Origin of the sequence: Actinomadura craniellae (assembly GCF_003289645.1) — a bacterium.
Lineage (GTDB): Bacteria > Actinomycetota > Actinomycetes > Streptosporangiales > Streptosporangiaceae > Actinomadura_D > Actinomadura_D craniellae.
On sequence record NZ_QLYX01000008.1, the window covers coordinates 16,395 to 43,319 of the forward strand.

Below are 26,925 nucleotides of genomic sequence, written 5' to 3' on the forward strand. Positions count from 1 at the left end.
CCTCGGGTCAGGTCGTGTTCTTCAGCAGATCGTCGAGCAGGGAGTCGTACTCGTCCTCGGGCTGGCCGAGGTCGTTGCGGGCGCGGTAGCGCAGCCGGAGCAGCGCTTCCAGGCTGTCGATCGCCTCCACCTCGCCGCGGTCGCGCAGCGCGAGCACCACGTCGGCGCCCGCCGTGGCCCACTCGTGGGTGCCGACGGCGTCGCCCTGGGCGTACAGCACCTCGGCGACCGTCCGGTAGACCTCGGGGTCGCGCGGCGCGTCGGCGCGGATCTGCTCCACCAGCGTCCGGGCCTGGTCGTGGTCGCCCAGCTCGAAGAGCGCGTCGGCCAGGTAGGCGCGCGGGTCTCCGTAGGTGTCGCCACCGTCCTCCAGCGCCCTGCGATAGAACTCGGCGGCCTTGTCGTGGACGCCGGCGTGCTGCCACTGCTCGCCTGCTCTTATCAGGACGTTCGCCCGGGACACCCCGCCGGAGACGGACTCGGCCAGGTCGGCCAGCCGTTGCGCCGCCGAGATGTGATCGCCGGTGCGAAGGGTGTCGAACTCCAGATCGTCGAGATCGTCTTCCGTCACATGCGTCACGAATTAGACGCTACCCGGCGACCGCCCACTGAAGCGGGTGATTCGCGGAGATCCCGAATTACCTTCGGGATCTCTCCAGCGCGTCCCAGAAGCCACGGCGCAGCGCGTGCCGCACCTCGTCGTGCAGCAGGAAGTCGATGGGCAGGGAAGATCCCTGCAACAGCCGCGCCTCCAGATCGGAGGGCATCCGGGGCTTACGGGCGAGCACCGCCTCCAGCCAGAGCGCCGGCGCGTCGCGGGCGACGGACTCGCCGAAGTCCTGGCCCTCCTGGTGGGCCGCCTTGACCGCGTCGGCCAACGAGGGAGCGGCCGGCTGCGTGACGGCCGGGGTGATCGGCTGGGGCCCGGTGTACGGGCTGGGCTGCTGCGGCACGGCCGGCGGCTGCGGCATCGGGGCCTGCGGCTGCGGCTGGGCCTGTGGTTGGGAGAGGTACTGCGGGCCGGTGACGGGCGACGGCTGGACCTGTGGCGGGGTGGGCGGCGGGACCTGGAGGGAGGACGGCAGGGCCGGCAGCGAATGCCCGCCCGTGGTGGTCGTGCCGCCACCGCCACCGAACCCGGAGCCGAAGCCGCCCGGCGACGAGGAGGAGCCGAGGTTGGAGCCGAACTGCGGCGAGGGACTCGACTGGGTGCCCAGGGAACCCAGCGACTGCGTGCCCAGCGACGAGGAACCGAGGCCCCCGCCGATGCTCGCCGGGGCGGGCAACTGCGGCGAGCCGGTGATCGGCGAGCCGGGCGGCGGGCTGGAGTGCGGGGTGGTCTGCAGGGGCGCCACCGAACCGCCGGGGCCGCCGGCGTGCCCGTTGGACAGCGGGCCCGGGGAGCCGCCGGAGTCGCGACCGGCCAGCAGGTTCACGTAGGGCCGCAGGTGCCCGGAGCCGATCTCGATCAGGTCGTCGCACTCCTGGCGCAGCACCCGCGAGATCGTCCAGTTGCCGTCGGCCGCGACGTGCACCACGGTCACCCGGACACCCAGGTCCTGGGCGTCGGTGATGACCTGGGCGAGGTCTTCGTCGCCGCTGACCAGGATCGCGTCCGCGATCGCGCCGTTGCGGGCCAGCGTCATCAGGTCGCGGTGGATCTCGCTGTCGACTCCCTCGCGGCGGCCCGGCCGGATGCGGCCCAGCCGTAGCTTCAGGCCGGGCAGGTCGGCCAGCGCCTCGTGCTCGGGCGCGCGCCTGCCCTCGACGGTGGCCTCGTACCAGTAGCACCGCAGCAACGGGAGGCCGGTGCGTTCGCGGCCCAGGTTGCCCAGTAGTTGCAGCAGGCCGGAGAAGTCCCAGGAGACGGTCTCCCGATGGCGGGTTCCGTGCACCGCCATGGCGCCGTCTGCCAGCAGGTAGCCGGCGTCTACGAACAGCGCGCAGCGATCCACGCGGCACCGCCTTTCCTCAGCACGAGATCTTCACGGTGATCCGGCTACGCGTCCAGAGGTGGAGAGGGCGGATGGTCGGCATGCCGTCACCTCTCTTTCTCGGCGGGTGCGGCCGGCGAGGGACACGGGCACCCATAGCGTAGTGAAGTCCTGATACGTCGTAAGCGAATACGGCGATTCGCCAACTCTTTCACGGCGGCGCGCGGCCCGCATCCATCCCGGGTTCCACCAGCGCGGACGCTACCAGCAGTTCTGGCCTGCCCGTAATGTTCCTTTCAAAATCTTTACGGGCGGCTCGGCGGTGGGTCAGGGCGCCATCGGGCCACTCTCCCAGGCAGTCATGCCGAGCAGGCACGCCACGACCGGATCAGGCGAACCGTGGCCGGGGATCTGCCCAGGCTTGACCGACGGAACCTCAGGAGAGCTCGGCGCGGGCGATCTCGGCGAGGCCGGTGGCGCCGGTGACGCGCTCCCAGCGGACGGCGGCGGTACGGCCCTCGATCTCCACGGTGGCGATCGCGTTGTCGAACCAGGGACCGTCGGTCACCCGCCAGTTCAGCGGCGGCCGGGGCGCCCGGGCGAGGGCGGCCACCGCCCGGGCCAGCGGGGCGGGGCCGCGCACGCAGGCGATGATGTTGGCCCAGCGGAACTTGCCGATCAGCGGGTTGCGCAGCGGCGAGCAGACCACCTGCGAGATCGGCGTCCGGCCCGCCCCCCGGGTCACCCGCGCCAGGTAGGAATAGTGCACGTCGCCGGACAGGAACGCGATGCTCGCCGGGGCCGCGCCGCGCTCGCCGCGGGACACCGCGAGGACGTCCTCGGCCAGCCGGCGGAACGAGCCGTCGAACGCCGCCCAGTGCTCCAGGTCGGCGAACTGCCGCAGCTTCTCGCCGAACCGGGCGGCGCGGCGGCCCCACGCCCCGTTCGCCAGCGCCTCGTTCCACGCCTCGCCGTGGTGGATGGCGCGCGGCAGCAGGTACGGCAGCGAACTGGCGATCAGCAGGTGATCGACATCACCGGTGCACCGCTCGTCCAGCCAGCGCTGCTCGGGCTCGTCGAACATCGCCCGCCTCCCGGGTTCGAGCACCCGGGAGCACCGGCTGTCGACCACCACCAGCCGGGTGCCGCCGAAGTCGTGCGCGTAGCTCCACCGGGTGGTGGCGGGCTCCTTGTCGGCGCGCTCGGCGAAGTCGTCGAGCATCTTCGAGGCGTCCTCAGGCGACGCCTTCTGCACCGCCTGGTACAGCGAGTCCTCGGCCCGCTCCCGGGAGGAGAGGTTGCCGAGGTGCTGGTAGATCCAGTACGAGCCGAGCCCGCCGACGATGCGCCGGTGCCACCAGGGCAGCGCGGCCACCTGCTCCCGCCAGGCGTGGGAGGTGTTCCAGTCGTCGCGGACGTCGTGGTCGTCGAAGACCATGAGGCTCGGCACGGTGGAGAGCAGCCACCGCACGGCCGGGTCCTCGGCCCAGGCCAGCCGGTAGAGGTGCGTGTACTCCTCGAAGTCGGCGATCTCGTCCTGCGGCTCGTCGCCCGGCTCGCGGCGCTCCCGGATGATCGCCCGCATCTCCGGGCCGAGCTCGTCGGCGTACACCTGGTCGCCGACCAGCAGCAGCATGCTGGGCCGGTCGGCGCCGGCGCTCAGCCGGTGGGCGTACGCCGACAGCGCGTCGTGCCCGTGCGCGCCGGCCCGGTCGGGCGAGCGGCGGCAGGACCCGAACGAGATCTTCAGCGGGCCGTCCCCGCCGAGCGTGCGGATGACGCTCGGCGGGAACGGGCTCTCCGGCTCGGGCCAGACGGTCTCGCCGTCCAGGGCCACCTCGTATTCGGTCGCGGAGCCGGGCTCCAGCCCGTCGATCTCGACGAGGGCGTAGTGGTGGCCGTGGACGGTGAAGGTGCGGGCGGTGCGGTCGAGCACCCGGACCTCGCACGGCCGGTCGGTCTCCACCCACACGGTGGCGGAGGATCGGTCCACGTGGCGGAGCAGCGGGCCGACTAGCAAGGCGGTCATACCGGAATCTCTAGCCGACCGGCGCGGCTCGCGTCCACCGAACTCCGCAGGACCGTGACTCACTCGTATTCCGTTCCGCCCTTCCGGGTGAGGTATGCGGGGGAAACGAACTTCGCAATCGCCCGGCCGCCGGTCACCGGGCTGTACCGCTCGGCGGCCGGCCGGACCACCAAGCCCTCACGCAGGTGCGCCGCGCGGCCGGACACGGTCTCGCGGCCGCCGGCCAGTTCCAGCAGCGCGGCCTGGTCGTAGGGGCCGGCGTACAGCCGGGGCACCGCGGGGAGCCCGACCTCGGCCAGCACCCCGGCCAGCTCGTCGGGGTCGAGCCAGCGCCGGCCGCCGGCGTCGACCACCGCCACGTCGAAGGCCGCGTAGCCCGGGCCCCGCCCGTCGGTGCCGTACGCCAGGTCCTGGACGCCCTTGCCGTAGACCTCGCCGAACACACCGACCCGGTCGGCGCCGTACCGCTGGGCGATGCGCGCCGCGGCCGCCACCACCCCGTGGGCCTCGACGGCCCGCCAGTACAGGTTGGTCTCGCTGTGCAGGATCGCCAGCCGCTTGGTGCCGAACCCCTTGGAGGTGACGTACGCCTGCTCGCCGGCGAGGGTGAACAGGCATGCGGTGCCGTGCACCTTCTCGGTGGCGACCACGGGTTCGCCGGGCTCGAAGATCGTGGGGTGGCGCTTGACGTCCTCGATCTCGATCCAGGGGATCAGGTCCTCGGCGGGGACCATCTCTCCGGCCATGTGCACGGGGATCTCCGGCACCCACTTGGTGACGCCCAGGTCGGCCGCGAAGTCGCGGTCCGCGGCGTGGGCGGTCGCCAGGTCGACGTCCGCCACGGCCTTGGGGCTGCACACGATCCCCTGGGACAGCTCGCCGCGCAGCCGGACGGCCTTGACGCGGTTCCTGGCGGAGCCGGCGAGCTTGCCGGTGAGGCCCAGTTCGTCGATCAGTTCCGGGGGGAGCAGGGCGCCCTCCGGGATGTAGAGGGCCCAGTCCCCGGTGCGGTACGTCCCCTTGGCGACGACGGCCCGGTACAGCCCGACCTGGGCGAGTTCGAGGGCGTCGGCGTTGTCGTGGGGGTGGATGGTCAGCCGCTCGGCGGTCACGCGCAGCGTGGACATCGGGGAAGTGCCTTTCGTGAGGTCTGTCTGCCGCTCAGGGTGGGGCGCCGGGGTGTGGCCGGGCAACGGGTTTTCCGACGCGGCCGGCCGGATACCGGTAGGGATTTACCGCCGAAATGCAAATTGCCAACGAATCTTACTCGCTAGTAAGGTCCCTGTGGCGAATAGCACTGGTGAAAAAACTGCGCTACATTGCGGGCAATCGCTGTACGCCACCGGGCACGCCCGGTGATCCGCGCCGATCCGCAGGGTGGGAGGGGAAGCGCATGCACGGTCCGATGCTCGTGCAGTCCCGGCCGCGCCCGTTTCGGGAACGCCCGGTTTTTCGCTCCTGCCCGCCGTGCTCGGCGGGTGGACTTCCGGAATTCGCGGGCCGGTCGGCAATCCGGTGGCCCGTGCACGAAATGGTGATACCCGAAATACGCGCGCACCTGGTGGAACGGTCCCGGGGGATCGAAGGTTGAGGCGTGGCCGCGGTGCCGGTCCCGGCGCGGGGGACGGCACCGCGGTCATCTGAGGCGCGTGTCCGGCGGCCAGGCGCGGACCGCCGGACACGGGCCCCGGTCAGCTCCAGTCAGCGCAGCGGGCGGAAGAATGCTCGGATGTCACCGGTCAGCAGTTCCGGCTCCTCCAGGGCGGCGAAGTGCCCGCCCCGGTCGAACTCCGTCCAGCGCGTGATGGTGTAGGCGCGTTCGGCGACGCTCCGGATCGGCGGCGCGATCTCGGCGGGGAAGACGGCCACCCCCAGGGGCACGGTGAGCCGGTCCGGCGACAGGAACGCCGCCGCCCCCGCCTCGGCGTACAGCCGGGCCGAGGAAGTCGCGGTGTTGGTGAGCCAGTAGAGCATCACGTTGGTCAGCAGGCGGTCGCGGGAGACCGGCACGTCCGGGCCGTCCGTCCACTCCCGGAACTTCTCCGCGATCCAGGCGAGCTGCCCGACCGGCGAGTCGGCCAGCCCGAAGCCCAGCGTCTGCGGGCGGGTGCTCTGGATGCGCATGTAGCCCGAGAGTTCCTGGTCGTACCGCAGCAGGACGGCCAGCCGCTGCTGCTCCTCCTCGGTCAGCTCACCGGACGGCACGGTGATCAGGAAGTTCAGGTGGACGCCCGCCACGTGCTCGGCGTCGATGACGCCCAGGTCGCGGGAGACCCCCGAACCCCAGTCGCCACCCTGGGCGCCGTAACGGTCGTAGCCCAGCCGGCGCATCAGCTCCGCCCAGGCGCGGGCGATCCGCCGCATGTCCCAGCCGCGTTCGGCGGTCGGCCCGGAGAAACCGTAGCCGGGCATCGAGGGGATGACCAGGTGGAAGGCGTCGGCGGGGTCGCCGCCGTGCGCCTTCGGGTCGGTGAGGGGGCCGATGACGTCCAGGAACTCCACGACGGATCCGGGCCAGCCGTGCGTGAGGACCAGCGGGAGGGCGTCCGGTTCGGGGCTGCGAACGTGCAGGAAGTGGATCCGCTGCCCGTCGATTTCGGTGGTGAACTGCGGGTACCCGTTGAGTTCGGCCTCGTGCGCCCGCCAGTCGTAGCCGTCCGCCCAGTAGGCGGCCAGGTCCTTGACGTACTCCAGCGAAATGCCGAGTTCCCAGGCACTGCCGGGGATCTCGTCGGGCCAGCGGGTGCGGGCCAGCCGCGCCCTGAGGTCGTCCAGCTCGGCTTGCGGGATGTCGATGCGGAACGGGCTGATGTTCTCCATGCCTAGCACGTTAGGGCGAATATGGGGACATGCGGGCGGCGCGATTGATCTCCCTGGTGTTGCTGTTGCAGGCGCGGGAAACGATGACGGCGGCGGAACTGGCGCGCGAGCTGGAGGTTTCGGAGCGGACGGTCTACCGGGACGTGCTGGCCCTGTCCGCCGCCGGGGTGCCGGTGTACGCCGACCACGGCCGCGGCGGCGGGTACCGGCTGGTGGCCGGCTACCGGACGCGGCTGACCGGGCTGAGCCGGGCCGAGGCCGAGGCGCTGTTCCTGTCCGGGCTGCCCGGCCCGGCCGCGGAGATGGGGCTGGCCGACGTGGTGGCGACCGCGCGGCTGAAGGTGCTCGCCGCGCTCCCCGCCGGGCTGCGCGACGCCTCGACCCGGGCCGGCCAGCGGTTCCACCTGGACGTGCCCGGCTGGTTCGCCGATGCCGACACGCCCCCGCTGCTCGCCGCGCTGGCGGACGCCGTCTGGCGGGACGAAACGGTCGAACTGCGGTACCGGCGCGGCCGGGACCGGGAGGTGACCCGGACCGTGCTGCCCTACGGGCTCGTCCTCAAGGGCGGGGTCTGGTACCTGGTCGGCCGGGTCGGCGCCGACCACCGCACCTACCGGGTCGACCGGGTCGTCGCGGTGGAGCCGACGGGCGAGCCGTTCGCCCGGGACGAGGACTTCGACCTGCCCGGGTTCTGGGCCGCCCGGGCGAACGAGTTCGCCGCCTCGCTGCTGGCCGACCACGTCACGGTACGCCTCACCCCCGACGGGCTGCGCGCCCTGCGGTACGCCGCCGAGCCCCTGGCGGCGCGCGCCGCCCGGGAGGCGGCGGGCGAACCCGACGAGCGGGGCCGGGTCGTCACCCGCCTGCCGGTGGAGTCCATGGAGGTCGCGTACGGGGTGCTGCTCCGCCTCGGCCCCGACGCCGAGGTGCTGGACCCGCCCGAACTGCGCGCCCGCCTCGCCGACGCCGCGACCCGGATGGCCGCGCTCTACCGCGGCTGACATCGGCTGGCGTCCGTCCGGGGTGCCGAGGTGCTGGACGTCCCGGAACTGCGTGCCTGCCTTGGCGCCGCCCGGCTGGCCGCGCTCTGTCGCGGCTGACATCGGCTGGCGTCCGTCCGGGGTGCCGAGGTGCTGGACGTCCCGGAACTACGCGCCTGCCTTGGCGCCGCGGATGGCCGCGCTTTACCGCGGCTGATCCCGGTCCGCGCCCGTCCCGGACGGTCGCGGACCGGCCGCCGGGCTTCCCCGTCCGGCCGGCTCCGCGTACCGCTCCGGCTCAGCGGTAGCCGGTGACGTTCGCGACCTCGCTTTCCTGGTCGACCTCGACCATGTAGCGCCAGGCGTCGGGGCGGCTGCCGTCGCGGTCGGTGAAGTCGTAGACCTGGGCGAGTTCGCCGCTGGAGGTGGTGCGGCCGGTCCAGCGGTGCCGGTCCGGGTCGGCGGCCAGCGCCGCCACCGCGCGTCCCACGAAGGCGGGCGACTCGGAGATCGCGAAGTGCGGGTGCTTGTCCAGGGCGTCGCGCCAGTTCTCCTCGGTGACGCCGAAGCCGTCCAGCATCATCTCCGAGCGCAGCCAGCCCGGGGTGACGGAGACCGCGGTCGCCCCGTGCGGGCGCAACTCCTCGGCCTGGGAGTACGCCAGCCGGTTCACCGCGATCTTGGCGAGGTCGTAGTAGACGGTGAGCCGGTAGTTGGCCAGGTTGTACTCCAGGGTGCCGTCGGTCATCTCGACGAGCAGCCCGCCCGGGTTCCTGATCAGCAGCGGCAGCGCGTAGTGGCTGGTGATGAGGTGGGTGTCGATCGCCAGCCGCAGGGTGTGCAGCCCCGCGTCCAGCGGGTGCTCCCAGACCGGCGTGTGCCACCTGGTCAGCGGGTCGGCGCCCCAGATGTCGTTGACCAGCACGTCCAGCCGGCCCTGCTCGCGGTCGATGCGCTCGACCAACTCGCGCACCTGCTCCCGCTCCAGGTGGTCCGTCGGGACGGCGATCCCGTGCCCGCCTGCCGCGGTGACCAGCTCGGCGGTCTCCTCGATCGTCTCGGGCCGGTCCATCTCCGACCGCCGCTCGCGGGTCGTCCGCCCGGTCACGTACACGGTCGCCCCCTGGGCGCCCAGCTCCACCGCGACCCCGCGGCCCGCTCCACGCGTCGCGCCGGCCACCAGCGCGACCTTTCCCTGCAGTGCATCGCTCATGACCTCAATGCTGGCACCAGTACCTGACACCTCATGTCAGTCTTTTTCGGCGGCTCGGCGGCTCGGCGGCTCGGCGGCTCGGCGGCTCGGCGGCTCGGCGGGTGGAGCTCTCAGCCGGTCTCTTCCAGGTGTTCCGCGAGTACCGCGGCCTGGCTGTGCTCGATGTCCCTGGTCGAGGTCAGCAGGGTCACGGTGCCCCGCTCGGCGAGCGACCGCAGCCGTTCCAGCGCGGTCTCGCGCTCGGGCTCGGCCAGTTCGGCGTCGTAACGTCGCCGGAACTCGGGGAACCTGTCCGTGCGGTGGCCGTACCACCGGCGCAGCCCGGTCGAGGGCGCGACGTCCTTCTCCCACCGGTCCAGCCGGGCGGCGTCCTTGGACAGCCCGCGCGGCCACACCCGATCCACCAGCACCCGCGTCCCGTCCTCGGCCGAGACAGGCTCGTACACCCTGCGCAGCCGCACATCCCGTGCCATCGCTCGCCTCCTCCCGGATTCGACGCCCCTACCCAGGCGGCGACCATCCACCCGGCGACCCGAACCGCGACTCGCGCCCACCCCTGCACCATGATCCTTCAGCTTTGCGGGCGCCATGGCGCACCGGATCCTGAAGTGCGGTGTCCAGCAACGTTTGCCGGCCCACCCCTACCCCGGAACGTGATCGTTGAGGATGGGTGGTGCCAGGGCACCACCCATCCTCAACGATCATGGGCGCCGAGGAGCGAGTGGGTCTCGTCCAGTAGCGCGAGCATTTCTTCGCGTGTTTCGTTGTGGAAGCCGTGCTCGACCGCGGCGAGCGCGCTTCCGTCCGCCAGCCAGGCGATGACGTTCTGGTAGCCCGGGGTCTCCTTGTCCCAGAAGGGGTTTCGCAGGTCGGGGCCGGTCGTCCGCCACGTCACGCCCGTCGTGACGAACTCGTGCAGGTTGATGATCGCGCCGGTCGTCCCCAGCCGTCCCCACCGGTCGAGGAACGGCACGAGTTCGATCCCGGTGAGCCCCAGGCTGCACAGCACCGTCCCGATGTCGGGCCACGGGCAGTCGTCGTCGACCCTGGTCTCCCACCAGCGGGTCAGGAAAGCGCTGATGACGGCGCGCTCGTCGGCGGCCCACTCCGTCCACCGGCCGCGGCCGAGCTTGCTGAACACGATCTCCGGATCGGGCCAGTCGAACTCGTTGTCCGCGGCCAGTTCCAGCAACCGGGGCAGGAAGTACCGGAACTCCGGCACGTCACCCCACAAGAGCAGCGCGTCCGTGGCGTACCGCCGGAGCACGTCCACGCCGAGACTCCGCACCGGCCCTTCGAGTAGCGGCCGATCCTCGTCAGGTGCCACGCAATGCGCGCAGCCCTCCATCTTCAGCGGCCGAGGAACCCGCCCGAACACCTCGTAGAGCCTTTCGACCTCTGCGCTCATATGCTCGACCACCCCGGGAGTCTAATCTCGCGCTTTCGCCTGACCCGGTGGTGTGGAGCCAGGCTAGATGGCGGTGAGAGTGGCGGGGTCCAGGTCGAGTTTCAGCGGTTCGGTGACGGTGAGGAGCTGGCCGGCGAAGACCCGTTCGCTGCGCCGGTACACGGCATGGCCGGGGACGAGGTTCCAGACCGTGATGTTCGGCTTGGGCTCCAGGTCGACGGCCCAGTACTGCGGGATGCCGGCGGCCGCGTATTCGCTGGGCTTCTCGTACCGGTCGGTGCGCTCGCTGCCACTCTCACGCGAGATGACCTCGATGACCAGCCGGACGTCCGGGCCCTGGTAGGCCCGCTCGTTCCGGGCCACAGCGGCCCGTGCCGCCGGTCCGTCGATGACCCCGACGTCGGGAACGCGGATCCCGGTGTGCGTGAACACGTCGACCGGTCCGTTCACGTAGAGGTCGGCTCCCGCGCGAGCGGCCTCGTCCTCGAACAGCCTGCGTAGATTCCGCACCACATGGTCGTGCAACGTGCTCGGCCAAGGCGACATGATGATCCATCCATTGACGAGCTCGTACCGCGCGTCCCTGGGCATGCGATCGAGGTCGGTGATCGAATAGGGCCCGTGGTGATACGAGTGGTCCCGATCGTCATAGGCGACGCTCATCTCGTCTCCTCCAACGCGGTGCGCACGTAGTACCCCACAGCCTAACAACGCCGGTAATGGCTTCTTCGCAGCGTAACCGTCGGTCACTGTGCGCGCTGGGATCCTTGCGGTGAGGCCGCCGCCGCGAATCGGTGGTGCGGCGAGAACGATGGTGGTCCGGGGAACCCGGGGGCTTCGAGCGGCGGTGGGGTGCCGGGCGGTGTGCCGAGCGGCGTCATCGGTCCGGGTCCTCTTCGAAGATGAGGTTGTGGCCTTTGCCCACGGTGATCGTGTAGGTGTAGGTGCTCCGCCCGGGTTTGCGGGTGTAGCAGCGGTATTTCGTTCGGGTCGAGGACACCGGGCCGTCCGAAGCCGGAGGGAGCAGATCGGCTCCGCCCGGGATGGTGTCGCACCGCATGACGTGCCTTTCCTCGCGTGCCCTTTCGGCGTATCTCCAGAACTCCGCGTGCAGGTGGCGCTGGGACAGGAGGCGGTTTCTGGGCTTGATCCTGTAGGAGCAGTTGCGGATCCTGCCGAGGTCCATGCAACTGGTGGTGCTGAGGTCGAAGACGACCTTTTCGTCCCCGTACTCGGCGGTGCAGGTGCCGGAGCAGTCGACCTTGACGTTCGTGTCGCAGGTCGATTCCACGACTTCGTCCAGTACCTGGTGTTCGAGCTGGGCCTTGACGTTCAGCTTCTTGCTCTCGGGCAGGTCGGGGATCGTCATCTCGTAGCAGGGCCTGGCCGGAGCGGTGACCTCCTGGGTTTTGGCGGCGTCGTACCTGATCGGGGGTTCGTACTGGAGGAACGATCGGACCAGGAGGAAGCCGCCCCACCCCAGGAGGCCGAGGACCACGAGGGTCGCGACGCACACGGAGATCGCGCAGCCGGTGCTCAATTCCGATTCCGGCGCGGGGGCTTCCGTTCCTGGTTCGACCATGCCCGTGAATCTTGCTGTTCTTTTCGGGCGTGTCCATCGGCTTTGCTTTTTCTATAAAGATGACGCTCCGTAAGGGTGCTGCGAGGTAAGGGCTCTTTGTCCTAAAGATGATTGACGGGGCTTTTGTTAATAATCAAATGATTTGGGATGGTTTGGCCTGAAAATGGGTGTCAGAGGGCGGTGCCGTATCGGATGCCTGCCTTCGCCCCGCCCGCACCCCCGGCGAAGCCGGCCGGGAGATCCCGTGAAGATCGTGTCCTGGTCTCGCTCCGGCTGCATGATGACCTCCATGACGAACAGCGTGGACCTGCCTCCCGTCCAGATACCGGGTTACGACGGCGGCCCGTTCGGCCACCGGCCGGAGCTGCTGGAGGAACACCTGTTCTGGCTGGGGCACCTCGGCCGCTGTGTGGACGGGGAGGAGGCCCAGGAACTGCTGTTCGGCGCCGATGACGAGGCCGCCGGGGACTTCCAGCACCGGTTGTGGGAACGTGCCGACTGGCCCGTTTTCACCGTCCCGCTCGCCGGCGGCCACCGCCTCCACGTCGTCTACCGCACCTTCGAGGACGACGAGGGCATCGACTTCCTCCTGCACCACCCCGGCTGGGAGCGGGCCGAACTCATCGCCCAGGACGACGGGCACTTCATGGGGCCGGGCCTGTCGTGGACGGAGCTGGTCGCCGCCGCGGACGGTGCCTTGCCCGGCGGCACCGTCACCGACCCCCACGCCCGCCTGCTGCTCCTGCTGCCCGCCTTCGGCGACGACGCCGTACCCGGCGACGCCGCCGACCGCCTGGCGGCCGCGCTACGCGCCCGCACCGGCGTCGAAGCACCCGAACGGCTAGCCGTCGCTCTCCTGGAAGACCAGGGACAAACCGGCTCCACGCGCTGGACCACGACAGGGAGCGGCGTCCAGATCAACGACGGCGAGTACTCCTTCCGCAACCCCGCCAACCGCTTCGCCCTGCCGCCCGCCCGCCTGTCCCGGGTGTCCGCCGCACTGGCCTCCTGAACGCCCCGGGGATCATCGCCGTAAGGCCGGGCCGGCAGGCAACCGCCTACCGGGGCGTTGGCAGGCTCTACGGGCTGACCCCCATCACCGTCTGGGACACGGCGGCGACCGCCTACCGGTGCGTTGGCCTGAACCCGGTGGTGTGGCGACCAGCCCTGATCTTCAGTGTCTCGGAGCCGCCGCCGTTCTCAAGGCGGGGTCTGCCCTGAGGAACGGTTCAGATCTTGGCCGTCCGAGTCACCTATGCCTTCAGCAGGTGGGTTCGTTGTGCTTGATCTGGTGCACGAGGGCGGAGAAGGCGGCGGGGGTGAGGGTGAGGTGGGGGCCGTGGGGGTCCTTGCTGTCGCGTACGGCGATGGTGCCGGGAAGGTCGGCCACCTCGACGCAGTTGCCGCCGTTGGTGCCGCTGTGAGTGCTCTTGTGCCAGTTGGCGGCGATGGTGCCGGTGAGGTTGGCTACTTCGATGCAGGCGCCGCCGTTGGTGCCGCTGCGGGTGCTCTTGCGCCAGATGGCGCCTGTCAGGTCCATCGTTCGTTCACCGTTCTTCTGATCAGGTCGAGAGACGCGTTCTGGGGAAGAGCGTGGGCCTGGATGGAATCCCACAAATCCGCGAGGATCTCCAGGTCTTCGGGGTTGCGCGCTATCTGTCCGCGTACGGCCGTTTCCACGTACCCTACCTCGCTATTTCCTGGCCCGAGGGAGGCGAGCCAGAAGGAGCCCTGAAGCCCAGGGTGCACGCCGAAGGGCACCACCTGGAGGGTGATGCGGGGTGACTCTGCCATCTTGAGCAGGTGTTCGAGTTGTTCGTGCATGATTTCCGGGCTGCCGACCGGGCGGAGCAGGACCGCCTCGTCGAGTACGCAGCGGAGTTTGGGCGGTGGGGGGTCTTCCCGGAACAGGATCTGTTGCCGTTCCATGCGGGCCTCCACCGCGGACTCGTCGCCGTCGAGCAGGGCACCGGCGTAGGCGGGGGTCTGGAGCAGGCCGGGGACGACGGCCAGTTCGAAGGTGCGCAGGACGGTGGCCTTGGTCTCGATGACGGGCCATTCGCCGAACCATGCGGGGAAGCGTTCGGCCTTGCGCCAGTCGAGTTGGCGCAGGAGCGCGCCGCCGGTGTTGAGGGCTTCGTCGCAGGCCGCGGCGAATTCGGGGACCGCGGGGACCTGGCCGGTCTCGATATTGCTGATCAGGGACTCGGAATAGTTGATCAGGGCGGCCAGTTGCGCCTGGGTCAGGCCGGCCGCGCGGCGGTAGTGGCGCAGTTCTCTGCCCCAGATGGCCTGGGGGCTGTAGGGGTCGTGCATGGCGTGACTCCTCGCTCGCCGGTCGTGCGCCTGGAATATGCCGGATGTCCGACTTCAAGAAGGGTTCGAGAACCTTCCGGAAGTTCTCGCATTCCGTGACGGGTGGCCAATCGCGTACTCACGGTAATCCGGCCACGTCAGGCTGAGTACCCGAACACGAAATTGTGGATAACGGGAGTTCTCATGCATGACGAGCGGCGCCGGAGGGCGCCCCATGACACCCCGCCCCTGGTCGAGCCGAAGCCGGTCCCGGCGGACGAACTGCGGATGAGCGTGCCGGGCTGCCCGGCCGTGGCGGGGCTCGTCCGGGATCGGGTCGGGCGGGCGCTGCGGCGGTGGGGGCTGGGCCACCTGGTGGACGATCTCGCGCTCTGCTCCACCGAGCTCGTGACGAACGCAGTCAAGGCCGCGCCGGGGCGGGAGGTCACGGTCCGGCTCGTCCGGGAGGCGGCGGGGGTGCTGCTCACCGTCCGGGACCTGAGCAACGCCCCACCCGTCCAGCGACCGGTGGTCGAGCCGAGCCTGGCCGCGCTGGACCTCGGCGGGCCCGAGGACGACGGCGGCCGGGGGCTGCTGATCGTCTCGACGCTCGCCCAGCGCTGCGGCTACGAGCCGCACTCGCCGCGGGGCAAGACCGTCTGGGCCCGCTTCGCCCGCTGATCCGGCGCCGGGGGCATTGACCTCAACTTTTGTCGAGGTTCAAGGATGTTCCGTGCCCGACCGGGTTCGCGCCATCGGGGCGGCGGTCGGCCGCGAGCTGCGCTTCGTCGAGCTCACCGCGGGCCAGGCGCGCGAGCGGATGCGGGCGAGGGGCGTGGCGGACGACGTGGCCGACTTCGTTCTCGGCTGGCACGCGAACCCGCCCGAGAGCGCTTACACGGTCGTCCCGACCGTCGAACAGGTCACCGGCCGCCCGCCCCGCACCTTCGCGCAGTGGGTCGCCGAGCACGCCGCGGCGTTCAGGACCCGGTGATCTGCTCCCAGGTCTCCTCGACGTGGTCGCGCGAGGTGTACGCCTCCGTGCGTTCCACCCCGTAAAGGACGCCCAGCACGAACGCCTCCGCCGGGGTCTCGGCCCGGCGGGCGGCGTCGTGCAGGTGCTCCATGGCGATCACGCCGTCCTGGTAGCCGCCGAACACCTCCTGGATGCGCTTGGCGTCGGCCACCATCTGCTTGGCGGAGGAGCCGACCACCGGGCGGGCCAGCTCGGCGGCGTACCGGGCGCGTTTGGCGACCTTGCGGGTGTCGTGGCGGGCCTCGTCCGGATCGTCGGCGTCCGCGATCGCGGCGTACGCCTTTTCGACCCGGCGCCACTCGCGGTCGAGCATGCGAGGCAACTCGTCGTCGGCGGGACGGCCGGCCTTGCCGGCCAGCGGAGGTTCGGCGACCAGCCCTTCCAGCGCGTCCAGCAGCGCGTAGTAGCGGGGCTCCTTGAGTGCCGCGTCCAGCCGCCGGTACGCGGCCTGTTCGTCGCCGGTCAGCCTGTCCAGCAGGTGCCGCCCGGCCTCCTCGGCCTCGCCGGTGAGCTCGTCGAGGCCGGCGATCCGGTCGGCGAAGCGCATCCGCAGCACCTCCAGGTCGCGGACCTCGCCGAGTGCGTCCGCCAGCCACTTCAGCTCCGGTTGCAGCGGGTCGGTGCGCTCCCGGTCGAGGACCCGGCGGCAGCTCTTGAGCGTGCTGCGGGTGCGGCGCACGGCGACCCGCATCTTGTGCACCGCGTCGTCCTCGGCCAGCCGGGCCTTGGGGTCGCCGGTGACGATCGCGGTGACCTGTGCCGACAGGTAGTCGAGCACGGCCTCCGCGGCGGAGCCGGGGTGTGTCCGCGCGACGGCCCGCCGGGTGACCGCGTCGCCGAGTACCCGGCCCAGCTTGGACGCCGAGCTCCCCGGCTCGGCGCCCGCCTTCCGCAGCGCCTTGTCGGCCGCCTTGAGCAGGGCGCGGTCGCCGGAGACCAGCTCGACCTCGATCTCGCGCCAGGTGTCCGCGGACTCGGCGCCCTCGACCCGTCCGGAGACCGCGTCGTCGGCGATCTCGGCCAGCACCGCGCCGTCCTCGCCGAGCAGCCGGACGGTGGTGCGCTCGGTGTCCAGCACGGCCACCCGGCCCAGTTCGGATCCGCGGGCGTAGGCGGTGACCAGGGTGGCGAGCCGGGCGGGGACGACCTGGGCCCGGCCCAGCGGGGCGCGCAGCTCCTGCTTGCTGTCGGGGCCGGCCGGCATCTTCAGGTGCCAGCCGGCGTCCTCGCCGCCGCGTCGCCGGCGCAGCGTGATGCCGTGCGCGGCGAGGCGGAGGTCCGCGGTGTCGAAGTAGTTCGCCGAGAGGGTATGGCGCTCGGTGCCGCTCACGGCGATGACGCCCGGCAGCCCGGTGAGGTCGGGGAGGGTGAAGTCGGGGGCGGCGTCGTACTTGCGTTCGATCTCCAGATGCTTCTCGGCCACCGTGCTCCTCGATAACGAAGTGGCTACGTCAAGATGTCCAGCATTACACGGGAAGGTGAACAAACCTCCGCGGCGCTTTCTCCCTGGTCGCCCGGCGCCTACGACCGCGCGACCCGGAAGTGCCTCGGCCGGGCGGGCGGCGGGCGGGTCCAGCCGTCCGGATCCGCGGGGCGTGTGGCTTCCGTACGTGGTCGCCCGCCGGGAGGCGGCGGGTCAGCGGGAGGTGTGGGCGAAGTACTCGCGGCTGCTCGGGCGGGTCACCAGGACCAGGACGACGATCGGGAGGACGAAGCCGAAGATGCCGGTCATGTCGTCCTGGCCGATGCGCCCCAGGGCGAACAAGATCCACACGGCCTGCAATCCGATGATCCAGCGCCGGACGTTGCGGCCGCCGCCGCGGCCGGCCTTGCGGGCGAGGATCAGGCTCGCCACCCCGGGCGCCAACTGGACCACGGCGCTGCCGAGATTTTCCGAGGTCAGGCCGTAGCCGGAGAGGAAGGCCACGCACCACAGCGCGGACAGTGCCGCGACGGCGTACATGAGCATCCGCGCGGCCAGCAGCGAGGTGGGCATCGCCGCGACGCTCCTGCCGCTCATCGCACTCCTCGTCGCCCGCCGGACTCGTGGTCCGGAGCCGGTGGTCTCCGGTGGATGCGGGAAGGGCCTTGGCTCCCCACAAAAGAGGGATTCGGTGACTACATCCCGATTTGGAGCTTAATGCCATGGTGGATCCGCGAAGTTGATCTTACTCTTTCCGCGTGGACGAAGGGTCACAGAGGGGATACCGACCGCCTTCCGACTCAGGAGAGGGCACGGTCAACCACATCGCGGTGATCATGTTGGTGGCCGCGATGATCGCCGTGCTCGTCCCCTCCGGGATCGGAGCCAGGATCGGCGGCGGCATCGGCAGCGCGATCTGCCAGGTCACCTCCGACGAGAACTGCGAGCCCGCCGGACAGACCCCCGCGACCCCCACCCCGGCACCGAGCCCGCCACGGCAGGAGGGCGCCCCGCCACAGGACCGGCCCGCCCCGACCGAGAACGAGGACGAGGACGACGGCGAGTGCCGGGGCAACATCTTCCAAAAGGGGCTGTGCCACACCGGCGGCTTCTTCAGCGATGTGGGCGACGCGGTGTGGGACGACGTCATCGAGCCCACCGGCATGACCTTCAAGGGCATCGGGCTGGGGCTGTGGGACACCGTGACCGGGGCCTGGGACGGCGTGACCTTCGTCGGCTGCCTGGTCCACCTCTGCAGCCACGACGCGTTCAAGGAGAACTGGGGCGGCCTGAAGACCCTGGTCACCACCAACCCCGCGGAAACGCTGCCGGTGCTGTGGGACGAGATGACCAAGCAGTGCCGCGAGTGGAGCAACGAGCAGGTCGCCCGGTGCGCCACCGGGATCATCGGCTCCATCCTCGGCGCCAAGGGGCTCAACAAGCTCAGCAAGCTGGGCAAGCTTCCCGGCAGCCGCGGCACCCCGGCCGACACCCCGCCGCGCAGACCGATCGTGGACCCCGAACACCTGAGACGGATCGCGGATCGGATCGGCCAACCGGTCCAGGTGTTCGTGCCGCGCCGGGGCTACGAACTGCCCTACACGTCACCGCCGACGGTGCGGGTGTTCGGCGCGCCCGGCCCGCTGGACTTCGGCACCCTGGATCCGAACAGCAGGTACCTCTGGCTCGTCGACACGGACGGCAACCTCCGGCTCGCCCCCGAGGAGAGCCCGGAGTACGCCGCCCTCTACCCCAAGCGCCCCGGCAACCAGCTCAAGCACGCCGACCTGGCGGCCGGGGCCATCCCGCCCGGCCACGTCGTCCCGTACGGGATGCGGCCGCCGGGCCGGGCGGCCGGGGAGCTGGTGGCGGAGCGGGGCCCGGACGGGAGGCCCACGGGGCGGTGGGTCATGGACCTGAACTCGTCCTACGCTTACTCCAGCACCCGGATGGACGGCAGGGCCCTGCAGCCGGACAGCCTCTACGCGGTCGGGGACCTGCTGAAAGCCACCGGAACGGACACCTCGAAGCTCGTGCTCGAGCCGAGGTACGGCCCCAGGAGGTGACCGGTGCCCGCCGCGAACGCGCCACGGCTCTACCGGGCCGGCGACTGGCCGGTACTGCGCGAGGCCGGTCCCGCCGAGACCGACCGCCGCGTCCGGGAGCTCTGCGACCACCTCGCGTTCGACCTCCCCGGGTACGGCGACGACGAGCTGGTCGCCGTTGGGATCATGCTGTCCACGGCGTCCCACCCCACCGCCGCCGGGGCCGTCCTGGACTGGATCGAGGCGGCCCCGTCACCGGGGCGGTTCGAGATCGTGTGCGGGTTGCTGCGCGGGCTGTGGTTCTGCGCCGGCACCGGCCAGTGCACCGACGAGCGGGTGACCCGGCTGCTGGCGGTGCGCGACCCGGCCGGCCCGGGCGCTGGAGGCCGTTACCGGCATGCCCTGGTCCTGCTGCGCGCGGCGGGGTGCGGTGCGCGCCCCGAGCCGCTGCGGCCCGCGTTCCTGGCCGACACCGAGGAACTGCGCGGCGCGCTGCGGGACCGGCTCCGCTCGCTCCTCGGCACCGGCGAGCGGTGGCTGACCCGCGCCGACCGGGACGCGCTGGACCGGTTGCACCAGGGCGACCGCGACGCCGGGCCGCACGGGCTGGGGGAGACGGCGGCGGCGGTCTTCACCGAAGACGTGTGCGAGGAGTTCGCCCGGGAGTACCCGGAGCACGACCTCGACCGGCTGAGCTCCGTCGCGAACGCCCTGTCGCACGAGCACGGGCCCGTCGCCGCGGAGACCGCGCTGGAGTGGCTGGCGGCGGCCCCCTCGCCACCACGGTTCGAGATCGCCTGCTGGCTGCTGTCCGGAAGCCCGGGCGAGTGCACCCCTTCCCGCGCGGCCCGCCTGCTGGACCACCACGAACACGACCCCGGCGTGGCGCCAGGGCCGGAGCAGCGCTACCCGCTCGCCCTGGTACTGGAGGCGGCGGTGCGGAACGGCGGCGACGGCCGGTCGCGGGAGGCGCTGCACGCCGTCGTCGCCGGGCTCCCGGAACCCGAGGGGCACATGATGCGCGCGCGCCTGGCGACCCTGCCCGAGGACTGAACCGGTCAGCGCTCGATCAGGGGGTATTTGTCACACCCGTAAATCGCTGACCTGGCGTTATGTCCTCCGGATGGTCTCTGACCTGCTACTTAACCGCTTGCTGGCGTTGGCTTCCGTTGGGCTTATTCGGGTGTCTGACGGAACAGGGGCGGAACTGGCACGCGCCCCGCCATGCCCTACCTCGGGGGCAAGCCGTCGGAAGTAGGACGGCCCCGGGCGCGGTGTTGGAGCACCGGCCGGGGCCTTGATCAGGAGCCGAGGTCCTGACCCATGGAAGATCGTAGAACCCTCCCGTCCACCGAGGTCTCCGAAAGACCTCACTCAGCCGTCGGCGACGGGCTGATCCGCGCCAGCACAACGGTCGCGGTGGTCGGCATCGGCGGTATCGCCGCCGTCGTCAGCTTCCGTCACGCCCTGGCCGTGGTTCAGGCACACGGCGAGGACGGCGTCACCGGCTACTTGACCCCGCTCACCATTGACGGCCTCGTCTTCACCGCCTCCATGGTGCTGCTCGACGCGGCGCGGCGCGGGGACCGTCCGCCCGCCCTGGCGCGGGTGGCGCTGGCGTTGGGGGTGGGGGCGACGGTGGCGGTGAACGTGCTGCACGGCATCGAGCGGGGCCCGGTGGGGGCGGTGGTGGCGGCGTGGCCGGCGGTCACCCTCGTGTTGGTGGTCGAGTTGCTGATGGGGATGATCCGGCGCGGCCGGGTCAGCGCGACGACGGCCGACGTTGACGAGGTGCTCGTCGTGGCCCAGCTCGACCACGGCGCGGCGGCCGGGGTGGAGAACGAACTCGTGATGCCCGTCGACGAGCGGCCCGCCGTCCGGCCGGTGGTGGAGTCGCCCGGCGGGGAGGTGCTCGACCGGGCGGCGGCCCGCCTCGCCGCGCTGCTCGACGACGAGGCGGTCGACGAGGGCGACGGGAGCGCCTCTCCCGACCTTGACCCGGTGATCGCGACCGCCTGTGACCGGTTCGCCGGGGTGCTCGCGACAGGGGGTCTCCCGTCGGTGCGGGCGTTGCGGCAGGAACTGCGGATCGGGCATCCGCGGGCGGTGCGGGTGCGCGCTGCTCTGGCCGGGCGGGAGCGCGCTCCCGGGGTGGTCGCGACCGGGTGAGGGGTGGTCGCGAGAGCCCTCGCCGGGGTGGTCCTGGCGGGGGCTCTCGTCGTGTCCGCGGGGTGGCCGGCTACTTCTTGGCGTTGTACTTGCGGAGGAGTTCGTTGACGACGTCGGAGACGGTCTTGCCCTCTTCGGCGGCTTTCCGCTTGGCCTCTTCCCACACCGCATCAGGCACGCGGACACCGCGGATCTTGGTTTCGCCCGTGGCGGGCCGTCCCCGCTTCTTTTCTGTCACAACAGAATCTTAGAACTACGTGGGGAAACCTTGCCATGGCCAGTCAGGCATGAGTATCTTTTCTGTTGTAACAGAAAAGCGGCCCCATCTCGGTGACTGCAACACCGGACGGGGCCTAGGGATCAACCTCGGATCAGGAGATCGGCCCCATGGCGAACCACCCTACGCCCGGTCAGCTTCCCTTCGCTGGGATGCCGTCCGCGCCCCAGCTCACCATCGACGACGTGCCCCCGGCCGGCCCGGTCGTGTTCGGCCCGGCCGCCCTGACCGACCAGCAGCGCGACGGCCTCGCGTGCGTCGTCTGCGGCATCTCGCACCTGACGTACACCGGCCCGTCCGTCCCCGTCGGCGCGGTCGGCGGTGGGCAGGTGTTCGCGTGCGCCCCGTGCGTCCCCGGCGACGAGCAGCAGCTCGACGACGGCCAGGGCGGCGAGGACGAGCAGGTCGTCAACGAGCGGCCCGCCCCCGGGTTCGTGTGCTCCGTCCCGTGGTGCACCCGCGACCACGAGGGCGGGGCCCGGCCGCTGCACATCAGCGGCATCGGCGAGACCACCATCGGCGACGGTGACCGCGCCTACGTCGACATCTCCGCGAGCGGCCCGGTCGGCGACGACGACCGCACCATCGGCGTTCACCTGCTGGGGGGCGGCATCGCCACCGACCACCCGTCGACGTTCGTCGACATCGGCGACGCCCCCGGCCTGGCCGCTCTGCTCGACACCCTCGGGCACGGCGAGTTGGCCGGCCTCGTCGCGGACGGGGTGGCGGTGTTGCGGCGTGTGATCCCCGCCCCGGCCGGGGAGCGGGAGCAGCGGGAGGTGCTCGACCCGGAGGGGCGGGAGCAGCAGCTCGACGACGGCCAGGGCGACGCCGACCGGCCCGCCGGCGAGGCCTCGATATCGGTGGCCCTGATCCGCGCCGACACCCCCGAACAGCCGACGGCCGGAACCACCCGCGGCGGGGGCGGCGAGCGGTTCACGGTCCCGCTCACGGCGCCGGACGAGGCGGTCGAGGCGCTCCGCGCGATGGACCTGGGCAACGCTGAGGAAGCGGTCGCCGGCGCGGTCGCCCGGGCGGTGGTGGAGGAACTGCGGGCCCGCCGCGCGGCCCGACACGACACGACCGGCGAGGCCCGGTGACCGGGAGGTCGTTGGAGGAGGACCGGCGGGCCGCCACCCGATCCGCCCGGGTCGCGGCCCGCCGGTCCATCCCCATCGAGTCGTGCCCGTGGTGGGAACCCACCACCAACCGGGAACGGGCGTTGCGGTTCATCTGGGTGCGCACCTACGCCAGGCACCGCCCCGACCTGTGCGACCAAGCGCTACGCGACGGGGAGGCCGGGGTGATGGTGCTCATCTGGGACGCCTGGCTCGACGGGCGGGAAACCGCCGCCGCCGGGGAACCGGCCACCTCGTGCCCGCACGACCCGCGCGCCGGCACCGCGCTGGGCCGGGCGGTGTTCTCGGCGTGGTGCCGCGGGTACGCGGAGGTCCGGCCGCCGCCGGTCGACTACACGGGATGACCCCCGGGCGTACGAACGCCCCGCCGGGACGAGGCCGGTGGGGCGTTCGGCGTTGGTGCACGCACCTCTCAGCGTAGAGCCTCGCCCAGCTCGACGACGGCTGAATGGTCCGGCCAGCGGGCGGCCATCGACCGGTAGGTCTGGGCGATGGTGGCGCGGGTCTTCCCGCCGCCGGTGGCCGACACGATGCCCAACGCCACCCGCAGGGCGGACACCGACTGCTCGACCTGCCCGCCGGCGGCTCGCTCAATGGCGGCCTGCACCCGGTACCAAGCCACCCACTCCGAATCGCGCACGGTCGGCGGCAACGCCTCGATGCCCGCGGTGATGACGTCGGCGGCGGCGGTGTGCTCGGCCGGGGTGTCGGCGAGGTAGGCCAGGATCAGGCCGCGCTGCATCGTGAGCATCGCCGGGCCGTAGAAGTACAACGAGTCCGGGTCGCCTCCCCCCGCGCTCGACAACGCTTCCTCGGCGTGGCCGATGGCGCGCAGGGCGCCTTGCCGGTCCCCGAGGATGGCCAGGGCCCGCCCGCCCTGCTGGATGGCCACGGTGCGGGTACCGGTCGCGGTGGCCTGCTCGGCGGCGGCCCGCGACAGCGTGGCCATGGAAGCGATGTCGCCGGTGACCCACGCCAGGTGCCCGTGCATCGACAGGGCGGTCGCGGTCAGGTCCGGGTCGCCGGCTTGCATCCCGAGTCGTAGCGCCTGGTCGTACAAGGGGCTTGCGGCATCGTGGGCGCCGATCGCGGTGTGCAGCCACCCGGCGAACTGGGACGCTTCAGAAGCGGTCGCGGTGAGCCGGTCGGCGACCGGCCCGCGCGCTTCCTTCAGCAGCCGCAGCGTGAGCCGCATGTGAGCGGTCGCCGGGCCGATGACCGCCCCCGATCCGATCATGTCCTCAATGCGCCGCTGGTTTGCGAGCGTGGCCGACAGCCCCTCTACCACGGCAGTATCCAACCGGGCCGGGTGCCGTGCGGCCATGACGAGGCGTTCCTCGTCGTCGGGGGTGATCCCCGCATCGGCGGCCCCGGCCGGCCCCCACAACGGTCGTTCAGAGGGCGGGAACAGGTCGTCCGGGTCGAGGCCGAAGACGGCGGCGAGGGTGTCGACGTAGTCGCGGGGGAAGTGGTCCCCGCGTTCCCACGCGCGGATCTGGGACGTCAGGGACTCCAGGGCGCGGTGTGAGCCGGTCTCAGCTCGGAGCCGGCGGCCGAGTTCGGCTTTCGACCAGCGGCGGTCTTCGCGTTCGGTTTGGAGGCGGGCAGCCCACGCAGGGCGGGATCGTTCGGTCATGGCGCGCACCAATTCGCCGGTCCGAATACCCGATCACTACGGCGTCATCGGGTCCTTCATCGCCAGTGTGCCTCTGGTATGCGCCCCATCGCAGCAGTTCGCTTGGAGTCACCGAACCGCTACCCCACGAAGGAGGCCGGGCGCATGGTGCACGCCGCCCCGCCGAACTATCACGGCGGCCCGCCACGCCTGTTCGAATGGACCGCCCGTCTCGGCGACGACCAGGGCGCGACCGGTGTCACCGACGACCCGGACCGGGCCGTCGAGCACCTCGCCGAAGCCCTCGCCAACGCGGCCCCGGGGGCGTCGGGGAGCGTGCACCGGGCGCACTACGCCGGCGGCGGGGTCGGGTACCAGCACGGACACCAGGTCGCGCACGCCCGGGTCACCGCCGATGGGGTGACGTGGACGTGAACGACGCGGAGATCTACCAGGTGCAGGCCGCGCTACGGAAACGGCACGGCACGCCATGGATCTGGTACGGGTGGCGCACCCGTAGTTGGTGGGCGCTGGCCGGCGGGCGCCTCGTCGAAGCTGTGTCGCCGGGCGAGCTTGGGCGGGCGATGCGGGCGCCGGCGGCCTGGCCGTGGCCGCCGGTCAGGTAGAGACCGCGGGCACGGCGCTTCCTGACCGCTGCCGCCGTGCCCGCACCGTACGCCGCGGCCCCGGAAGGAAACCCTTGGCAGGGTCCGGGGCCGCGGTTCCCCCGGGGACGGTTCAGGCCCGGGGATGAGGGGGGAGGGCGGCCGGTCAGGTCGGCGGTCCCGGCCGGCCGCCGCCCCCTGCTCACCCTTTCCCGAGGACCTGTTGCACGTTCCCGCCGCCCTCAACGCGGATGGTGCGTCGCAACCAGCGGAGGAAGTGGTCGTCTCCGCCGGTGGCGTCGACCGTGACGCGCACGTCCACGACCTGCCGGTCCCGGCCGAACCCGGCGGCCCCGGCCGGGGCGATGTCGGGCCCGGACACCGCACCGGCGATACCGTCCGTCACCTGGCCCAGCGTCGACCGCAGAGCCGGCAACGCGCCGGTGATGCCGTCCATCAACCCCGACATGATCGCCGCCCCAGACGGCTCCAACAGCTTCAGGTCAACCGCCATGGGGCCCTTCCACGAGGGGATCATCCCGGTCACGGACGACAGGATGTCCCGCACGCGGCCGATCGCCCCCCGGATGCCCGAGATGAGGCCGTCGAGGATGGCCCTACCGGCGCTGACCAGCCATGACCCGGCGCCGCGGAACACACCGACGATGGTGTTTTTGATGCCGTTGGCGGCGGAGCGGATGCCGCCCCACGCGGCGCGCAGGGCGCCCATGATGCTGCGGCCGATCGCGCGCGCCCCGTCGAGGGCGGCCTCGTTCATCCGGGTCATGACGCCCCTGATGAGGCCGATGTGGAGTTTGAACAACGCCATGACCCCGGACAGGCCGATGCGGATGATGCCGGTGATGATCTGCCACGCCCCGGCGGCGATGGCCTTGACGCCGTCCCACGCCTTCCCCCAGTCGCCGGTGAGGATGCCAGTGAAGACCTTGAGGATGCCGGTGATGATGCTGATCGCCCCGGAAATGTTGGCCATCACGGACCGGAACACCGCCACGACCATCGGGCCGAACACCCCGACCAGCCACGACACCACCGGGGCGGCGGCCGCGAGGAACTGCCCGAACGCCGGGATGAGCTGGGTCGTGACCTTGGTCCAGATCTCCTGTAGGGCGGGGATCACCACGGCTTTGATGTCGGCGAAGACCTTCTTCAGGGACGGCAACACCTCGGTGACCGCCGACCGCACGTTCGCCATGAAGTCGCCCGCGATCGGCGACGAGAAGCCCTGCTTGATCCGCTCGTAAGCGGCCTTGACCTCGTCGAAGTGGCGGATGACCAGGCCGGCGGCGGCGATGACGGCGGTGACCGGACCACCGAACACGATCGCGAGCACCGACACCACGTCGGCCAGGGCGCGGAACTGGGCGGTGTAGGTGCGGTACGCGTCGACCAGCGTGCGGACCCACCCGGACAGCGTTCCGACGACGGTGGAGACGGCCTGGAAGGCGCTCTTGAGCTTGTCGAGCCCGGCGGACACCGACGCCGCGGTGATGCGGTCGAGCCGGTCGGCCAGCCAATCGAGGGCGCCGGCCAGGCCGCGGGAGCCGACCGCCATGGAGACACCAGAGATCCGGCCCAACATGCTGACGAACGAGATGGCGAGCCGGGAGACGTGCGGCGCGAGCTCGCGCACGGATTTCGAGATCGGGTCGAGGATGCCGCGCAGCGCCTTGACCCCGGCCGTCGACTTCCCCCAGGCCAGGAATTCCCGCATGACCTGGTTGGTTGCCTGCCCGATCGCGACCATCGTGCGGCGGACGTGCGGGAACGCAACCCGCGTGAACGCCTGGGCGAGCGGGCGGATACCGCGGGCGGCGGCCTCAGACGCCGCCTTTCCCGCGGCCGTGAACGCGTCGCCGATGGGCTGCAACGCCTTCCTGGCCGCGCTGCCCTCAGCGAAGATCTGCTTCAGGGTGGCCTTCACGAACAGCCCGGCCGCCGCGAAGCTGAGCAGCATCGGCGCGACGGCGAGCGCGGCCTGACCCAACGCGAGCAGCTTCGCCCCGAGGGCCGCCAGCAACGGCGCGGCAGCGACCGCAGTCGCCGCGATCGCGGCGACCTTCAGGGGCAGGGCGGCCAGTGGGGCGAGGACGGCCCCCGCCCCGCGTAGCCCGGCGGAGATTGCGGCCCGGACCGCCCCGATGAGCCCACCGCCGTACCCTTCCCCGGCGGCCTCGCCCTCGGCGACGAACCGGCCCCGCATGTCGCGCAACCGGCCGTTGGTGTCGCGTTGGAACTGCTGCATGTGCTGCTCGGACCGGTCGAGGGTGCGGCGGAACCCGCGGTCGTCCGCGCGGATGAACGCAACCAACTCACCAACCGACAGGGCCACGG

28 protein-coding genes are annotated in these 26,925 nt (G+C 71.5%); 11 read left to right on the forward strand and 17 right to left on the reverse strand.

What is annotated here, in order from left to right; translation table 11 throughout:
- Positions 1 to 7: 7 nt before the first annotated feature.
- The 5 genes from DPM19_RS18025 to DPM19_RS18045 all read right to left on the reverse strand — a co-directional run bounded on the left by DPM19_RS18025 (position 8) and on the right by DPM19_RS18045 (position 6,783).
- Entirely contained in the window at positions 8 to 580 is a 573-nt protein-coding gene (locus DPM19_RS18025; protein ID WP_233510335.1) for a tetratricopeptide repeat protein, read from the reverse strand.
- A gap of 58 nt (positions 581 to 638) precedes the next feature.
- Entirely contained in the window at positions 639 to 1,955 is a 1,317-nt protein-coding gene (locus DPM19_RS18030) for an NYN domain-containing protein (protein WP_111869117.1), read from the reverse strand.
- Between the two features lie 415 nt (positions 1,956 to 2,370).
- Positions 2,371 to 3,963 carry an alkaline phosphatase D family protein gene (locus DPM19_RS18035; protein WP_111869118.1) on the reverse strand — a complete coding sequence of 531 codons (1,593 nt, stop codon included), beginning with the start codon at positions 3,961 to 3,963 and terminating at the stop codon, positions 2,371 to 2,373.
- Positions 3,964 to 4,022: 59 nt separating this feature from the next.
- Entirely contained in the window at positions 4,023 to 5,090 is a 1,068-nt protein-coding gene (locus DPM19_RS18040) for an RNA ligase (ATP) (RefSeq protein WP_111869119.1), read from the reverse strand.
- Between the two features lie 574 nt (positions 5,091 to 5,664).
- A complete protein-coding gene (locus DPM19_RS18045; protein ID WP_111869120.1) occupies positions 5,665 to 6,783 on the reverse strand; it encodes an epoxide hydrolase family protein in 1,119 nt (372 codons plus the stop codon).
- A 29-nt stretch (positions 6,784 to 6,812) separates the two neighbouring features.
- On the opposite strand from DPM19_RS18045, the gene DPM19_RS18050 reads away from it, so the two are divergent.
- A complete protein-coding gene (locus DPM19_RS18050; protein ID WP_111869121.1) occupies positions 6,813 to 7,784 on the forward strand; it encodes a helix-turn-helix transcriptional regulator in 972 nt (323 codons plus the stop codon).
- 277 nt (positions 7,785 to 8,061) lie between these two features.
- Here DPM19_RS18050 and DPM19_RS18055 read toward each other — a convergent pair whose 3' ends face one another.
- The 5 genes from DPM19_RS18055 to DPM19_RS18075 all read right to left on the reverse strand — a co-directional run bounded on the left by DPM19_RS18055 (position 8,062) and on the right by DPM19_RS18075 (position 11,924).
- Positions 8,062 to 8,976, reverse strand: a complete 915-nt coding sequence (locus DPM19_RS18055; RefSeq protein WP_111869122.1) for an SDR family oxidoreductase — start codon at positions 8,974 to 8,976, stop codon at positions 8,062 to 8,064.
- Between the two features lie 110 nt (positions 8,977 to 9,086).
- Positions 9,087 to 9,449 (reverse strand): DUF488 domain-containing protein, encoded by a 363-nt coding sequence (locus tag DPM19_RS18060; RefSeq protein ID WP_111869123.1) that lies wholly within the window; start codon positions 9,447 to 9,449, stop codon positions 9,087 to 9,089.
- 221 nt (positions 9,450 to 9,670) lie between these two features.
- Positions 9,671 to 10,384: a hypothetical protein gene (locus DPM19_RS18065; RefSeq protein WP_146778903.1), complete on the reverse strand. Its 714-nt coding sequence runs from the start codon at positions 10,382 to 10,384 to the stop codon at positions 9,671 to 9,673.
- A gap of 63 nt (positions 10,385 to 10,447) precedes the next feature.
- Positions 10,448 to 11,047: a Uma2 family endonuclease gene (locus tag DPM19_RS18070; RefSeq protein ID WP_111869125.1), complete on the reverse strand. Its 600-nt coding sequence runs from the start codon at positions 11,045 to 11,047 to the stop codon at positions 10,448 to 10,450.
- A 214-nt stretch (positions 11,048 to 11,261) separates the two neighbouring features.
- On the reverse strand, positions 11,262 to 11,924 hold the full coding sequence (locus tag DPM19_RS18075; protein WP_111869126.1) for a hypothetical protein: 663 nt from the start codon (positions 11,922 to 11,924) through the stop codon (positions 11,262 to 11,264).
- Positions 11,925 to 12,255: 331 nt separating this feature from the next.
- Between DPM19_RS18075 and DPM19_RS18080 the strand changes: the two genes are divergently transcribed.
- Complete coding sequence (locus DPM19_RS18080) at positions 12,256 to 12,978, forward strand: hypothetical protein (protein WP_233510363.1); 723 nt, start codon at positions 12,256 to 12,258, stop codon at positions 12,976 to 12,978.
- Positions 12,979 to 13,227: 249 nt separating this feature from the next.
- Here DPM19_RS18080 and DPM19_RS18085 read toward each other — a convergent pair whose 3' ends face one another.
- Positions 13,228 to 13,506, reverse strand: a complete 279-nt coding sequence (locus DPM19_RS18085) for a DUF397 domain-containing protein (protein ID WP_111869127.1) — start codon at positions 13,504 to 13,506, stop codon at positions 13,228 to 13,230.
- Positions 13,497 to 14,282 carry a helix-turn-helix domain-containing protein gene (locus DPM19_RS18090; RefSeq protein ID WP_111869128.1) on the reverse strand — a complete coding sequence of 262 codons (786 nt, stop codon included), beginning with the start codon at positions 14,280 to 14,282 and terminating at the stop codon, positions 13,497 to 13,499. The genes DPM19_RS18085 and DPM19_RS18090 overlap by 10 nt, the downstream gene beginning before the upstream one ends.
- 183 nt (positions 14,283 to 14,465) lie before the next feature.
- On the opposite strand from DPM19_RS18090, the gene DPM19_RS18095 reads away from it, so the two are divergent.
- Positions 14,466 to 14,942, forward strand: coding sequence for an ATP-binding protein (locus DPM19_RS18095; protein WP_111869129.1), 477 nt, complete (start codon positions 14,466 to 14,468; stop codon positions 14,940 to 14,942).
- 52 nt (positions 14,943 to 14,994) lie between these two features.
- Positions 14,995 to 15,255, forward strand: a complete 261-nt coding sequence (locus DPM19_RS18100; protein ID WP_111869130.1) for a Rossmann-fold NAD(P)-binding domain-containing protein — start codon at positions 14,995 to 14,997, stop codon at positions 15,253 to 15,255.
- Here DPM19_RS18100 and DPM19_RS18105 read toward each other — a convergent pair.
- Positions 15,242 to 16,720, reverse strand: a complete 1,479-nt coding sequence (locus DPM19_RS18105; RefSeq protein WP_146778904.1) for a CYTH and CHAD domain-containing protein — start codon at positions 16,718 to 16,720, stop codon at positions 15,242 to 15,244. The two genes, DPM19_RS18100 and DPM19_RS18105, sit on opposite strands and share 14 nt — an antisense overlap.
- 213 nt (positions 16,721 to 16,933) lie before the next feature.
- Positions 16,934 to 17,317 carry a hypothetical protein gene (locus DPM19_RS18110; RefSeq protein ID WP_111869132.1) on the reverse strand — a complete coding sequence of 128 codons (384 nt, stop codon included), beginning with the start codon at positions 17,315 to 17,317 and terminating at the stop codon, positions 16,934 to 16,936.
- A 233-nt stretch (positions 17,318 to 17,550) separates the two neighbouring features.
- On the opposite strand from DPM19_RS18110, the gene DPM19_RS18115 reads away from it, so the two are divergent.
- The 3 genes from DPM19_RS18115 to DPM19_RS18125 all read left to right on the forward strand — a co-directional run bounded on the left by DPM19_RS18115 (position 17,551) and on the right by DPM19_RS18125 (position 20,934).
- On the forward strand, positions 17,551 to 18,786 hold the full coding sequence (locus DPM19_RS18115; RefSeq protein WP_111869133.1) for a hypothetical protein: 1,236 nt from the start codon (positions 17,551 to 17,553) through the stop codon (positions 18,784 to 18,786).
- Between the two features lie 3 nt (positions 18,787 to 18,789).
- Positions 18,790 to 19,818, forward strand: coding sequence for a hypothetical protein (locus DPM19_RS18120; RefSeq protein WP_111869134.1), 1,029 nt, complete (start codon positions 18,790 to 18,792; stop codon positions 19,816 to 19,818).
- A 270-nt stretch (positions 19,819 to 20,088) separates the two neighbouring features.
- Positions 20,089 to 20,934: a DUF2637 domain-containing protein gene (locus DPM19_RS18125; RefSeq protein WP_111869135.1), complete on the forward strand. Its 846-nt coding sequence runs from the start codon at positions 20,089 to 20,091 to the stop codon at positions 20,932 to 20,934.
- Between the two features lie 70 nt (positions 20,935 to 21,004).
- Here DPM19_RS18125 and DPM19_RS35300 read toward each other — a convergent pair whose 3' ends face one another.
- Positions 21,005 to 21,172 (reverse strand): hypothetical protein, encoded by a 168-nt coding sequence (locus DPM19_RS35300; protein WP_158566811.1) that lies wholly within the window; start codon positions 21,170 to 21,172, stop codon positions 21,005 to 21,007.
- A gap of 191 nt (positions 21,173 to 21,363) precedes the next feature.
- On the opposite strand from DPM19_RS35300, the gene DPM19_RS18130 reads away from it, so the two are divergent.
- On the forward strand, positions 21,364 to 22,311 hold the full coding sequence (locus tag DPM19_RS18130; protein ID WP_111869136.1) for a hypothetical protein: 948 nt from the start codon (positions 21,364 to 21,366) through the stop codon (positions 22,309 to 22,311).
- Positions 22,308 to 22,694 carry a hypothetical protein gene (locus DPM19_RS18135; RefSeq protein WP_158566812.1) on the forward strand — a complete coding sequence of 129 codons (387 nt, stop codon included), beginning with the start codon at positions 22,308 to 22,310 and terminating at the stop codon, positions 22,692 to 22,694. Before DPM19_RS18130 ends, DPM19_RS18135 begins: the two co-directional genes overlap by 4 nt.
- Before the next feature lie 68 nt (positions 22,695 to 22,762).
- On the opposite strand, the gene DPM19_RS18140 is transcribed toward DPM19_RS18135, so the two are convergent.
- Positions 22,763 to 23,986: a helix-turn-helix transcriptional regulator gene (locus DPM19_RS18140; RefSeq protein WP_111869138.1), complete on the reverse strand. Its 1,224-nt coding sequence runs from the start codon at positions 23,984 to 23,986 to the stop codon at positions 22,763 to 22,765.
- A 144-nt stretch (positions 23,987 to 24,130) separates the two neighbouring features.
- Here DPM19_RS18140 and DPM19_RS18145 point away from each other — a divergent pair, with 144 nt between their 5' ends.
- The gene (locus DPM19_RS18145; protein ID WP_111869139.1) at positions 24,131 to 24,400 is read left to right on the forward strand and encodes a hypothetical protein; all 270 of its coding nucleotides are present in this window, start codon (positions 24,131 to 24,133) and stop codon (positions 24,398 to 24,400) included.
- The gene (locus tag DPM19_RS18150; RefSeq protein ID WP_146778905.1) at positions 24,397 to 24,591 is read left to right on the forward strand and encodes a hypothetical protein; all 195 of its coding nucleotides are present in this window, start codon (positions 24,397 to 24,399) and stop codon (positions 24,589 to 24,591) included. Before DPM19_RS18145 ends, DPM19_RS18150 begins: the two co-directional genes overlap by 4 nt.
- Before the next feature lie 181 nt (positions 24,592 to 24,772).
- Here DPM19_RS18150 and DPM19_RS18155 read toward each other — a convergent pair whose 3' ends face one another.
- Complete coding sequence (locus tag DPM19_RS18155) at positions 24,773 to 26,923, reverse strand: phage tail protein (RefSeq protein WP_111869141.1); 2,151 nt, start codon at positions 26,921 to 26,923, stop codon at positions 24,773 to 24,775.
- Between the last annotated feature and the right edge of the window lie 2 nt (positions 26,924 to 26,925).